The sequence below is a fragment of the Streptomyces sp. NPDC034111 genome, assembly GCF_055575375.1.
On the sequence record NZ_JBVIST010000020.1, the window covers coordinates 146,354 to 159,484 of the forward strand.

General features: G+C 73.2%; 7 protein-coding genes. 4 read left to right on the forward strand and 3 right to left on the reverse strand.

The window, feature by feature from the left end:
* Window positions 1-234: 234 nt before the first annotated feature.
* Window positions 235-3,642: an AfsR/SARP family transcriptional regulator gene (locus tag ACZ55A_RS31595; RefSeq protein WP_468847308.1), complete on the forward strand. Its 3,408-nt coding sequence runs from the start codon at window positions 235-237 to the stop codon at window positions 3,640-3,642.
* A 61-nt stretch (window positions 3,643-3,703) separates the two neighbouring features.
* Here the strand turns inward: ACZ55A_RS31595 and ACZ55A_RS31600 are convergent, their stop codons facing one another.
* Together ACZ55A_RS31600 and ACZ55A_RS31605 are read right to left on the reverse strand one after the other, a co-directional pair.
* Entirely contained in the window at window positions 3,704-5,659 is a 1,956-nt protein-coding gene (locus ACZ55A_RS31600; RefSeq protein ID WP_468847311.1) for a sigma-70 family RNA polymerase sigma factor, read from the reverse strand.
* Window positions 5,660-5,948: 289 nt separating this feature from the next.
* On the reverse strand, window positions 5,949-6,857 hold the full coding sequence (locus ACZ55A_RS31605) for a TetR/AcrR family transcriptional regulator (RefSeq protein ID WP_468847314.1): 909 nt from the start codon (window positions 6,855-6,857) through the stop codon (window positions 5,949-5,951).
* Between the two features lie 445 nt (window positions 6,858-7,302).
* On the opposite strand from ACZ55A_RS31605, the gene ACZ55A_RS31610 reads away from it, so the two are divergent.
* Both ACZ55A_RS31610 and ACZ55A_RS31615 read left to right on the forward strand, forming a co-directional pair.
* Window positions 7,303-8,682, forward strand: coding sequence for an NAD(P)/FAD-dependent oxidoreductase (locus tag ACZ55A_RS31610; RefSeq protein ID WP_468847335.1), 1,380 nt, complete (start codon window positions 7,303-7,305; stop codon window positions 8,680-8,682).
* Between the two features lie 312 nt (window positions 8,683-8,994).
* The gene (locus tag ACZ55A_RS31615; RefSeq protein ID WP_468847317.1) at window positions 8,995-10,812 is read left to right on the forward strand and encodes a SpoIIE family protein phosphatase; all 1,818 of its coding nucleotides are present in this window, start codon (window positions 8,995-8,997) and stop codon (window positions 10,810-10,812) included.
* A gap of 78 nt (window positions 10,813-10,890) precedes the next feature.
* Here the strand turns inward: ACZ55A_RS31615 and ACZ55A_RS31620 are convergent, their stop codons facing one another.
* Window positions 10,891-12,189 (reverse strand): MFS transporter, encoded by a 1,299-nt coding sequence (locus ACZ55A_RS31620; protein WP_468847338.1) that lies wholly within the window; start codon window positions 12,187-12,189, stop codon window positions 10,891-10,893.
* A gap of 199 nt (window positions 12,190-12,388) precedes the next feature.
* Between ACZ55A_RS31620 and ACZ55A_RS31625 the strand changes: the two genes are divergently transcribed.
* Window positions 12,389-12,949, forward strand: coding sequence for a MarR family winged helix-turn-helix transcriptional regulator (locus ACZ55A_RS31625; RefSeq protein ID WP_468847320.1), 561 nt, complete (start codon window positions 12,389-12,391; stop codon window positions 12,947-12,949).
* The last annotated feature ends 182 nt before the right edge of the window (window positions 12,950-13,131 follow it).

Here is a 13,131-nt window from a genome sequence, read left to right on the forward strand (position 1 = left end):
AAGTACCCGGCAGGCGGCGCCCCGAAGCCGAGGAAGCCAGGAGCGTCGCGCCGCCAGGCCCTCAGCCCCCGAAGCAGCAGAAGCCAACACCGCCGCCCCGCCGAGCAGTAAGGCAGACCGTTGTCCCCACGGACCAGAAGAAGCCACGCACGTCCTGTGGACAACGAACGGGCTGCCGTTGAGCCGGTCTGTGGATAACCGGCAGGCGGAGCCGGGGGACTGGACAATGGCCGGGTGAAGTTTCGGATTCTGGGTTCGACGGAGGTCCTGGGCGAGCAGGGCCAGCCGGTGCCGCTCGGCGGGGCGCGGGTGCGGGCGCTGGTCGTCGCGCTGGCGCTGCGCGGCGGGCGGCCGGTGGCCGTGGAGTCGCTGATCGATGAGGTGTGGGCGGTGGACACGCCGCCGCAGGATGCACCGGCGGCGTTGCAGGCGCTGGTGGGGCGGCTGCGGCGGGCGCTGGGCAAGGGGGCGGTGGAGTCGTTGCCGGGTGCGTACCGGCTGGCCGTCGAGCCGGACGAGGTGGATCTGCACCGGTTCGAGCGGCTGGTCGCCATGGGGACACGGCAGTTGCGGGACGGGGACGCGACGGGCGCGGCCGAGACCTTGCGGGAGGGGCTTGCGCTGTGGCGGGGGCCGGCGCTGGCGGATCTGCCCGATGCGGCGGGTGCCGCCCATGGCCCGGAGGCGCTGCGGCTGGCCGCGCTCCACCGTCGGATCGACGCGGACCTGACGCTCGGCCGTACCGAGGAACTGCTGCCCGAGCTGCGCCAGTTGACCGCGGACCACCCCTTGGACGAGCCGTTCCGGGCCCAGCTGATGCGGGCGCTGGAGGGGGCAGGCCGGGGCGCCGATGCCCTGGCCGCCTACGAGGAGGCCCGGCAGCTGCTCGCGGAGCGGCTGGGCGTGGACCCGGGAGCCGAACTGCGTTCCCTGCACGCCCGGTTGCTCGCCAGGAGCGTCGCCCCGACGGAGCGGCCCGCACCACCCGAGCGGCCCGCACCGCCCCGCGGATCCGCACCGCCCGATCGGTCCGCGTCGTCCGGAGCCCCGGCGAAGCCCCCTGGGCGCCGCGGCAATCTCCGGGCGCGTCTCAATTCGTTCGTCGGCCGGGAATCCGAACTGGCCGCTCTTCAACGGGAGGTGACCGAGCGCCACGTACGGCTGATCACACTCACCGGACCAGGTGGTTCCGGCAAGACCCGGCTGTCCGAGGAACTGGCCGCCTCGCTGGCGGAAGAGCACCCCGATGGCGTGTGGATCGCCGAACTGGCGCCGCTGGAGGCACCGGAGGCGGTGCCCGGGGCCGTGCTGTCCGCGCTCGGACGCCGGGACACCGCCGTGTTCTCGCCTGCCATGGAGGCGCGTACGACCGTCGAGCACCACGACCCGGCGGCCCGGATCGTCGACCACTGCGCGCCCCGCAGGCTGCTGCTTGTCCTCGACAACTGTGAGCACGTAGTGGGCGCCGCCGCCGAGCTGGCCGATCTGCTGCTGCGGCACTGTCCGGGGCTGACGGTGGTGGCCACGAGCCGGGAGCCGCTCGGCGTGCCCGGCGAGGTCGTGCGGCCGTTGGAGCCGCTGAGGCCGGCGCCCGCACACCGGCTGTTCACCGAGCGGGCGGCCGCGGTCCGCCCGGATTTCCGGGAAGCCGACGACCCGGCGGCGGTGGACGAGATATGCCGCCGGCTGGACGGGCTGCCGCTCGCCATCGAGCTGGCCGCGGCCCGGCTGCGGCTGCTCTCCCCGCGCCAGATCGCCGGCCGGCTCGACGACCGCTTCCGCCTGCTGACCAGCGGCAGCCGCACCGCATTGCCGCGCCAGCAGACGCTGCGGGCGGTCGTCGACTGGTCCTGGGAGCTGCTGGACGAGCCCGAGCGCGCACTGCTGCGCCGACTGTCGGTGTTCGCCGGCGGCTGCACCCTCGCGGCGGCCGAGGCGGTCTGCGGCGAGGACGCCGAGGACGACGTGCTCGGCCTGCTCGGTGCGCTGGTGGACAAGTCATTGCTGGTGGTCGACCACCGGGGCGCCGAGCCCCGCTACCGGATGCTGGAGACCATCCACGCCTACGCCCGTGAGCGCGCCGGAGACCGCCCCGAGGAGCGGGCGCGCACCTTCGCCCGGCATACGGAGCACTTCCTGCGCTTCGCGGAGGACGCCGACCCGCGGATCCGCTCCGCCGAGCAGCTGCCGTGGCTGGCCCGGCTTGAGGCGGAGCTGGACAACGTACGGGCGGTGTTGCAACGGGCGGTCGCCGACCGTGAGTCGGCGACCGCACAGCGGCTCACCCTGGCCATGGGCTGGTTCTGGTGGCTGCGCAACTACCGCGAAGAGGGCGCCTCATGGGCGGAGCGGGTCGCGGCCCTCGGCCCCTCCCCGCAGGACGTCTCCGACACCCATCCGGCGTTCTGGGCGCAGATGGACCTGCGGCTGCTGATCTTCTTCCTGCTCCAGGACCAGCGGCTCGTCCGGCGCTTCGACACCCCGGAGAACCGCGCCCTGATCAACCGGCTGCTCACCGCCTACCGCCGTCCGCATCCGCGCAGCGCCCGCTTCCCCGGGCTGCTGTGGCCGTTCACCGCCTTCTTCCTCGGCGGCTACGACCAGGTGCTGCCCCTCATGGACGGGGCCCTCGCCACCGCCCGTGAGCTGGGCGGCAGCTGGGAGCTGGGCGTCTCGCTGATGTTCCGTACGCATATCGCGATCGATCTGCCCGGCGGCCTGGAGTCGGCCGAGGCGGACGAGCGCGAACTGACCGAGCTGGCCCGGCGGGTCGGCGACCGCTGGATGCTCGCCCAGGTCGCGGCCGCCACCGCCGAGCTGCGGCAGATCCGCGGCCGTTACGACGAGGCGCGTACGGCCTACGAGGAGGCGCTGGCCCTGACCTGTGAGCTGGGGGCGTACACGGAGGGCCCGTTCGTCCTGTCCCGGCTGGCCGAACTCCACTTCGCCGGCGGCGATGTGGAAGCCACCGAGAAGGCGCTGATACGGGCGGACGAGCAGGCCGCCGAGTGGGGCGTACAGGACCCGCTGGCCTTCAACCACGCGCTGCGCGCCCGGATCGCGCTCTGCCGGGGGATACCGGAGGCCGCGCACGAGGCGTGCGAGGCGGCCCGTGAGTCGGTGGCGCTGGGGACCCCGCCGCCCCAGTTCGTGGTCGTCCTGGACGCCTTGGCGGGCCGGATAGCCGCGGCGGCGGGCGATGCGACGGGCGCGCTGAGCCGGTGCCATCAGGCACTGAGCTCGGGGCTGGCGCTCTACTGCACCGATTCCGCGCTGGCGTTCGTCGCCGAATGCGCGGCCCCGGCGCTGCGGCTGGTCGGCCGTCCCCGTGACGCGGCCCGGCTGCTGGGCGCCGCGGACGCCTGGCGCGGCGAACTGCCCCGGATCGTCCCCGACGAGGAGGACGTACGGCGCATGGCGGACGAGCTGCGCACCGAACTGAACGGCGCATCCGACGGCGCATCCGACGGCGGCTACGAAGCGCTACACGCTGAGGGCACACACCTCACACCCGCCGAGGCCGTCGCGATCCTCGCACCGCGCCCGGAAGAGCCCACTCCCGCATGCCCGCGCCCGGAAGAGCCACGCCCGGTAGCGCCCAGCCCCGCAGCAGCCCCGAGCCCGGAAGCGCCGGGCCCCTGAGCACCCCACCCCACACACCCCAGCCCACCCCGCGCCCGCAGCCCCGAGCCCATAACGCCCCTCAACGACAGCTGATCTCCGACTGCGCCCAGTCCGCCACCGCGACCGCATCGAACGGCGAGGCGGGCTCGACCACCAGCCGGAGCGTGCTGCGGCCCGTCAGCGGGACGTGCACCGGTACCGCCGGCTTCCCGGCCCGCACCACCGCCGAACGCCACAGCCGCTCCCCGTCCCCGTAGACGGAGAAGCGCAGCGCCCCCAGCCCCAGGCTGAGGTCGTCGACGCCCGCTTCGGCGTCGAACGCGGTGCACGTCCGGTTGAGATCGATGGTCACCGAGGACGGGGCGTGCACGCTGACGCCGTGCGCATACGTCCTCCCGGCGATCTCCGGCGACTGCCGCTGCCACAGCCAGCCGCTCCCGAAGGTGCGCACCTCCGGTTTGCTGCCGTCGCCCATGAAGTCGTGGTCGAGGGTGTTGAGCTGATACGTGGCCGTGGCGGGGAGCGGCGGCTTCGGCGAGGGCTTGGGCGGCGTGGGTGTGGGCGTAGGCGTAGGCGTGTGCGTCGGGGGCGGCGTCGAGCTGGGCGTCGGTGTCGCGGGCCGGGCCGGCTCCGAGGTCGGCGTCGGAGTTGGCGTCGGCGTTGGCGTCTGTCGGGGGCCGGCGGTCTGCCGCGGTCCGGGCGTGTGCGCCGGGGCGGGTGTCGGGGCCGGCGCGGCACCGGTCGCCGGCGGAAGGGGCCTGGACGGCGCGGGCGACGGCTTCTGCGCCACCGGAGGCGCCGATTGAGGCGCCCTGGCCTGCGGCTTCGACGAAACCGGGTGCGGCTTGGCGGTGAGCGCCAGCGCGAGCGCCGCGCCCGCCACCGCCGCCGCCCCGACGCCGAGACCGACCTTCACCGACGCACCGATGCCCTTGCTCACGGCGGACCCCGTGGCACCACCGCTCCCGCCCGCCGCGCCCGAACCACTGCCTCCGGCCGCCGCACCGGCACCGGCCGCCGCACCCGCCCCGGCGGCCCCCACCGCCGCCTTGACCGCGTACCCGGCCGCGAGCCAGCCGATGACCGCGATCGGCAGCAGCGCACCGATCCGCTGATTGACGTCCTCGACCTCCAGCGCGGCCAGCCGGCACCGGGCGCACTCGTCCAGATGCTTGCGCAGCCCCCGCTCGGCCCGCATCCGCAGCCCGCCCCGGGCGTAGGCGCCGAGCCGGTCGGCGTAGCGGGCGCAGTCTCCCCCCGCGGTCAGCGACTGGCTGACATGTGCCTGGAGATAGGCCTGCTTGAGGCCCTCCCGCGCACGGTGCGCCAGGACGGCGGTGGCGTTCGCGGTCAGCCCGAGCAGCGGGGCGACCTGGCTCGGCGGCTCGTCCTCGACGGTCGTGTGCCACAGCACCGCCTGATAGCGCTCCGGCAGGCTGCGAAAGGCCCGCACGGCCATCGACTGGTCGGCCTCGTGCATGGCGCGCACATCGGCGCCCAGATCCAGGGTGTCGTCGTCCGCGGACGAACCGGCCGCGGTCAGTGCGAACAGTGCGAAGTCCTCGACCAGCTGCTCGCGCCGCGCGGTCTTCGCCCAGGAGGCGGCGACCCGGCGCACGGTCGTCAGCAGATAGGCGCGCACCGCGCTCTCCGGGCCCGCGCCCCCGCGCACCGCCTGGAGCGTACGGGCGAAGACCTCGCCGGTCAGGTCCTCCGCGGTGTGCACATCCCGGCAGCAGTGCCGGGCGTACCGGCGGACCGCCGCGGCGTGCCGGCGGTACATCTCCTCGTACGCGCTGTCGTCGCCGGCCCGCAGGGCGGCGATCAACTGTGCGTCGGACGGCGGCAGTTCACGGTCCTCGGGGGCGGCGACCGGGATCGTACGGCCCTCGGGCACACGCTGCGCCGGCACACTGTGACCCTCGTCCGCCGAAGGTGCGCGCCCCGACGGCCCGCCCGGGCCGGGGATTCCCTGCGGCGCCTTGCGCGCGCCGGCCCCGCCGTCGTGGCCCTCGTCCCGCCCGTCAACACCCATCACAGAGGCTCCCGAAGCCGCCGTCACACCGGAACATCGCGCAAGCGTGCCACACCGGGCCACGGCGTCTCAGGGACTGGACGGTCAACCACTCGTCCGAGGCCGGATCGTGGACGACCGCACGGCCGTTCACCCGTACGGGCCATGGCGCACAAATGGGCCATACCGCGCGCGAAACCCGTACGGGCCACACCAGGCTCGCCCGGCGGACCCGGCGTACGGGCCACACCGGACCCGCCCGGGCGGACCCGGCGTACGGGCCCGCCCGGACGCGTCCGGCCGGCGGAGATCACCGGGTGGGGCGCGAGCGCAGCCCCTCCAGCAGGATCTCCAGCAGCCGCGCGGAGGCGGCCTGCTGATGCGCGGGATCGGGCAGCGCGGGCGCGCCCGTGGCGATCACCAACAGCACGTCGGAGACCGTCACATCGGCCCGCAGCTCACCGGCCGCCCTGGCGCGCTCCACGAGCCGCCCGACGACCTCCAGCAGCGCCTCGGCGCCGGCGGCCTCCTCGCCCTGTCCAGGCGTGCCCTCGGCGACGGCCGGCTCCTCGCGCCGCGCGGCCGGCCGGAGATCGGCGGGACCGCCGTCCGCCCCGGCCGCCGTCCGCTGCTGCGGGACCCGGGCCTCGCCCAGGCCCTCCGGTATCCGGGACGCCTCAGGCCCGTCCGCCGCGGGCTGTGCGGGCCGGTCGGTGCCCGCGCTCACCCGCAGAATGCCCGGCGGCAGCAGCCGTCCGGCGCCCGAGGCGACCGACGTCCGCAGAAAGCGGGACAGCGCCGACCACGGGTCGTCCTCCTGGCCCAGCGCCGTACGCGCCTGGTCCGTCAGCCGCGCGGTCTCTTCCTCGGCTATCCGGCGGACCAGGATGTCCTTGCTCGGGAAGCGGCGGTAGACCGTGCCGACCCCGACCCTGGCCCGGCGGGCCACGTCCTCCATCGGCGCGCCGTACCCCAGCTCGCCGAACACCTCGCGCGCGGCACGCAGCACATGCTCCAGATTGCGCTGCGCGTCGACCCGCAGCGGTGCGCTCCGGCGCCCCGCGCCCGTACCGGCACCGGTGGTGGTGCCGCTCCCGTTACTGCCCCCGTTGCTGCCCCCATGGGTGGTGCCGAGACTGCCGTTGTTGCCGTCGCCGCCACCGTCGGAGACGTGTGCCATAGCGACGGTGGTCGGCCATTGAGAGCCCTGAATATGCATATAGATCCCCCGGTAATGACGTCTCCCCCCGGAGACTCCCCGCCCTGACTGCCGGGGCGTACCGACGAGAGGGTGCACCCCAACGAAGTACGAACATAGTTGAGCCCGCGTCAAGATTGAAGGGGGCGTTCCGTGCACTGCGCCCCCCGATCGGCCTAACGGCCCTGATCCGCCCGGATTTCGCCCCCGTCCGCGCCCCGCTTCCCACGCCCTGACCAGCGCACCTCGTACGGCCTACGCGGAATATGCCGTTCCGTCCCCAGGGCGGCGCCCGGTCACACATTTCGACGAGCCTGTGGACAAAGGCGCCGCGGGGGTGCGTCATGGAAGGGTGCTGTGCTTTCCCGGGGGTGCAGCGCCCGAGGGTGGCCGCGCCGCCGGCCGGCTGACGGATCGGTGCCGCCCCGGGCTGGTCGACACCGCGAGGAGAACCTCTGTGAAGGCTGTGTCTTCGAACAACGTGGCGCGCATTCTCGTCGTCGGCGGTGGCTACGTGGGGATGTACACCGCCCTGCGGTTGCAGCGGAAGCTGAAGCAGGAGCTGCGGGCGGGCACCGTCGAGGTCATCGTCGTCGACCCCGAGCCGTACATGACGTACCAGCCGTTCCTGCCCGAGGCCGCGGCCGGCTCCATCTCCCCGCGCCATGTCGTCGTCCCGCTGCGCCGCGTCCTGCCGCAGTGCAAGGTCGTCGTCGGCGAGGTCACCGCCCTCGACCACACCGCACGCCGGGCGACGATCACCACTCTGGCCGCCGAGGAGACCGGCAACGGCGCCATCGAGGTGGCCTACGACGAACTGGTCCTCGCCCCGGGCTCGGTCTCCCGCACCCTGCCCGTCCCGGGCCTGGCCGACGTCGGCATCGGCTTCAAGACCGTCGAAGAGGCCATCGGCCTGCGCAACCACGTCCTCGAACAGCTCGACATCGCCTCCTCCACCCGCGACCCCGCGGTCCGCGACGCCGCGCTGACCTTCGTCTTCGTCGGCGGCGGCTACGCGGGGGTGGAGGCGCTGGCCGAACTGGAGGACATGGCCCGCTACGCCGTCCGCTACTACCACAACGTCAAGCCCGAGGACATGAAGTGGATCCTGGTCGAGGCGACCGACCGGATCCTGCCCGAAGTGGGCCCGGACATGGGCCGCTACGCCGTACGGGAGCTGCGCGGCCGCAATATCGACGTACGGCTGGAGACCAGGCTGGAGTCCTGCGAGAAGCGCATCGCGGTGCTGAGCGACGGCTCCCGCTTCCCCACCAGAACCCTGGTGTGGACGGCCGGCGTCAAACCGCACCCCATCCTGGCCGCGACCGGACTGCCGCTGAACGGACGCGGCCGCCTGAAGTGCACCGCCGCGCTCCAGGTGGACGGCGTCGAACACGCCTGGTCCGCGGGCGACGCGGCCGCGGTGCCCGACCTGACGGCCGAGCCGCCCGCCAAGCCCGACGAGCCCCCCGTCCTGTGCGCGCCCAATGCGCAGCATGCGCTGCGCCAGGCCAAGGTGCTCGCCGAGAACGTCGCGGCGGCGGTGCGCGGCGGCCCGGTCGTGGACTACGCGCACAAGTACGCCGGTTCGGTGGCCTCACTCGGCCTGCACAAGGGCGTCGCGCACGTCTACGGACGCAAGCTGCGCGGCTACCCGGCGTGGCTGATGCACCGCGCCTACCACCTCGGCCGGGTGCCGACGTTCAACCGCAAGGCCCGGGTGCTGGCCGAATGGACCCTCGCCGGCCTGTTCAAACGGGAGATCGTCTCGCTCGGCTCGCTGGAGAACCCGCGCGCCGAGTTCGAACTCGCCGCGGGCACCGGCCGGCACAACGAAGCCACTTGACGCGCCGTATCCGCCATCGGAGTTGACCTGCCGTCATCCCTGTGGGGGCAGGAGTCCGCGGAGTGCGGAACTCCCCGCCGGCTCCCGGGCGTCTGACGGATGTCCGTCCGGTCGGCCACACTGGACGTGTGACCATGGGTGGGCTCGTATCTGCAAAGAGTGACAACCACGAGGATTCTGGACGTTTGCTGCATTCCGCAAAAGGGCGCCGAAGGTGGCCCCAGCCGACCCTCCCCCGGCCGACGGCCGGGCGGCCCCGCCATGCCGACGGCCCGATCCCGCGCGACGACGCGAAGTAAGAGGTACCCCTCCGTGATCTTCACGCGCTGGAGCGCCAAATTCCCCGGCACACAGCGGCGCGCCGCCGCGCGGTCCGACCGCGCCGCACCCCGCCCCGCCACCGGCACGCCGGCCGCCCCGTCCGCCGCGGCCCCGGCGCCCTCCGCCGTGCCCACCGCGGCGGACGGCCCGCCGAGCGCCCCGACGGCCGCCACCACCGGCTCCGTCCCCGCGGCCCGCGCCGAGCACACCGAACCGGCCCCCTCCCAGGAGCCCGCCCCGCCGGCCCTGCCGCCCACCGTCGATGCCCTCTCCGTCCACGGCATCCTCGGCAGCATCCCGGCGCTGGTCGCCGTCGTCTACGGCCCCGAGCACCGCCTCGCCTACGTCAACGGCGCCTACGCCTCCGTCTTCGGCCCCCGCCCGGCCGGCCGGACCGCCCGCGAGGCCCTTCCCGAACTCGACGCGCTGGGTCTGCTCCCCCTGATGGACCAGGTCCTGCGCAGCGGCAAGCCCCGTACGGTCAAGTCCCGCAAGGTGCCCGGCGGCACCGGCGCCGACCGGACCCGCGACGGCTACTACACCTTCACCTGCACCCCGATCGAGGTCGCGGCCAGCGGCCCGGCCCCCGACCCCGAGGTCGCGTGCATCGCGCCCCACAAGGGCGTCCTGGTCTTCGGCGCCGAGGTCACCGACCAGATCGAGTCCGCCGAGCGGCTGCGGGTCAGCGAGGCCCGCCAGCGCGAGGCCGCCGTCACCCTCCAGCGCTCCCTGCTTCCCCAGGAGTTGGAGCAGCCCGACGACCTCCGGGTGGCCGCCACGTACCAGCCCGGCGGTACGGACGCCGCGGTCGGCGGCGACTGGTACGACGTCATCACCCTCGGCGCCGGCCGTACGGCCCTGGTCATCGGCGACGTCATGGGCCGCGGGGTGCGCGCCGCCGCCGTCATGGGCCAGCTGCGCACCGCCGTCCGCGCCTACGCCCGCCTCGACCTCCCGCCCCACGAGGTCCTTCAGCTGCTGGACGGCCTGGCCGCCGAGATCGACGCCAGCCAGATCGCCACCTGCGTCTACGCCGTCCACGACCCCAACGAGGGCCGGCTGGTCTACGCCTCGGCCGGCCATCTGCCCATCCTCGTACGCGACCCGGACGGCACGGTCCGCCGCGCCGCCGAGCCCACCGGACCGCCCCTGGGGACCGGCGGCTGGCTGCACACCTCCGGTTCCGTCCCGCTCGGTCCTGGCAGCAGCGCCGTCCTCTACACCGACGGCCTCGTCGAGCGCCGCGACAAGGACATCGACGACGGCGTGGAGGCCCTGGAGCGCGCCTTCGCCGGTGCGGCCGGCGCCCCGGACATCGTCTGCGACCGCCTGCTGCGTTCCCTGGGCATCACCGCCGCGCACGACGACGATGTCGCCATCCTCGTCCTCCAGCACCCCGAGCGCACCGGCCATGACGCCGAGCTCTTCCACAACGCCGCCCTCGAACTCCACGGCGGCACCGAAGCGGCCCCGCGCGCCCGCGCCTTCGCCTCCGGCGTCCTCGCCTCCTGGCGTTTCTCGCCCGAGCTGCACGACCTCGGCGTCCTGGCCGCCAGCGAACTGGTCGCCAACTCCCTCCAGCACGGCCATCCGCCGATGCGTCTCCGGCTGCGCCGTACCGACCGCCGGCTGATCATCGAGGTCACCGACGGCGATGACCACCTCCCGCGCCGCCGGCGCGCCGAACCGGCCGACGAGGCCGGCCGGGGCATCTCCATCGTCGCCACCATCGCCTCCTCCTGGGGCTCCCGCCGTACGCCCGGGGGAGGAAAGGCGGTCTGGTGCGAGTTCGCCCTCCCCAAGGGATGACGCGCGGACAACTGCACGCAGGGGGCCCGGCACACCGCGCCGGACCCCCTTACCTGACCGCATCCGCGGCCCGTCGGCTCAGGCGCCGCAGATCACCGTCTCGGCCTCGGCCGGTACCCGCGCCGCGGGCACGGCCACCGCGGCCCGGTGCGGATTGTCCTGCCCGGGGCGCAGCATCCGCCCCAGCCACAGCGACAGCGCCGTGATCCCGATCGCGCAGACCACGAGCATCCCGATGTACGCCACGTACATCCCATGGCCCACCATCAACGCCCCCACCGCCGGTCCTACCGCCAGCGCCAACTGCTTGACCAGCGCGAACGCCGAGTTGTACTGACCGATCAGCGAGGCCGGCGCCAGATCGGCCACCAAAGGGGCCAGCGTCGGCGACAGCATCGACTCACCTATCCCGAACAGCGCGTACGTCGAGATCAGCAGGGCCGTCGCGACCGCCTGCGCACCGTGGACCAGCCCGGAGAGCCCGGCGGCCAGCCATGCCACCGTCCAGACCATCCCGACCAGGGCCATCACCCGGCTGCGCCGCCGCCGCTCGACCAGCTTCAGCACCACGAACTGCGCCGCCACGATCGCCGCCGTGTTGGCGGCAAGCGCGATGCCCAGGCTCGCCGGCGGGATCCGCGTGACCTCGGTGGCGTACGCGGCCAGACCCGACTCGAACTGCCCGTAGCAGGCGAAGAACAGCACAAACCCCAGGACACACAGCCACACCATCCGCCGGTCCGCGAACAGCGCCCGCCAGGCCCCCTTGGCGTGCTCCTCGGTCGGCACCGCATCCTCGACCTTCGGCGTCCGCGGCAGCCGTACGGTCGCCACCGCCGCGCCGAGAACCAGGAACATCACGGCCTCGATGGCGAACAGCCGCACAAAGCTCGTCGGATGCGACTCATCGACCAGCAGCCCGCCGACCAGTCCACCGACGCCCAGCCCCAGGTTGTTGAGGAAGAACTGGGTGGCGAACGCGCGCGACCTGGTCAGCGTCGTCGAGCACCACACGATCATCGTCGCCAGGGCCGGCTGGATGACCGCTATACCGGCGCCGAGCGCCGCGGCCGACGCGATGACCAGCGGTTCGGTGGCAGAGAGCCCGAGCCCCAGCGCGCCGATGGCGGCGGAGACCGTACCGACGATGGCCACCGGCAGCGGGCCGCGCCGGTCGATGGCCCGGCCGGTCAGCGGCAGGACGACCAGTGCGGCCACCGCCAGCATCGCCAGCACCACACCGGCCGTATTCGCGCCGAGATCCCGCACCTTCGCCACGTAGACGTACAGATACGGAACTGTGAAGCCGTTCCCGAACGCGCTCAGCGCGTTCCCGAGCTGGATCCGGCGCAACGCGGCGCCCATCGCGGTGGTCACACTCACCTACCTAGGTCAGGTCATCGGATGAAGAAGGAGGACGAACCGACGAGCTGGGCAGAGACCAGGGCGAGACCGTGCGACGGACGGTTGCCGTCCGGACAGTCTCACCCTGAAGACTTCAACTCTAAAGTTCGAAGCTAAAGACTACACGGAGAAGAACTTCAACGCCAATCACTTTCATGTCATACTGCGCCGCATGCCTGAGCCCTCCGATGCGTCCGCCGACGCGGCCGAGCCGAGCCTCGAGGAACAGATCGCGGCCTACCAGCGCGAATTTCAGGGCCTCGACCCCCAGGTGGAGCAGGTCGTCTCCGCGCTTCAGCGCCTCAACCGGCGGATGAACGTCGCCTACGGACGGCAGACCGCCACCCTCGGCATGAGCAACGCCGAATGGGAGGTCCTCAAGGCCCTCGTGGTCTCCGGCGCCCCCTACCGCCTGGGCCCCGGCGAACTCGCCAAGCGCCTCGGCCTCACCCCGGCCGCCATGACCCACCGCATCGACCGCATGGCGAACGAGGGACTGGTCACCCGCGAGCGCGACGAGACCAACCGGGTCCGCGTCATCGTCGAACTGACCCACGAGGGCCGCGAGAAGTGGCTCGAGGCGATGCGCATGGCATCGGTCTTCGAAGAGGACCTGCTCCAGGACCTCTCCAGTGAAGAGCGTCAACTCCTCGGCCAGGTGCTGACCCGTCTGCTGCGCCGAGTGGAGGACGCCCAGCCGGACGCCGGCGGACGTCTGAGTGACCTGGACTGACGCAAGTTGACACTGCACCGACCGATCTGTAGTGTCCTCCGAGTTGCCACAGCGCCGGAACGGTTCTGCGGCAGCCATCCCGCCGCTTCGCGGCACACCACTACTGCACGGCCCCTCACCGGGAAGAATTTCGGCATGCCGGAATTCGGACCACGGCGCGATTATGTGCCAACGAGGAATAC

Bases quoted from the DNA above. Each gene is read 5' to 3' on its own strand.
- ACZ55A_RS31625 (WP_468847320.1), top strand. From the start codon at position 12,389: ATGCCTGAGCCCTCCGATGCGTCCGCCGACGCGGCCGAGCCGAGCCTC.
- ACZ55A_RS31600 (WP_468847311.1), bottom strand. From the start codon at position 5,659: ATGGGTGTTGACGGGCGGGACGAGGGCCACGACGGCGGGGCCGGCGCG.
- ACZ55A_RS31605 (WP_468847314.1), bottom strand. From the start codon at position 6,857: ATGCATATTCAGGGCTCTCAATGGCCGACCACCGTCGCTATGGCACAC.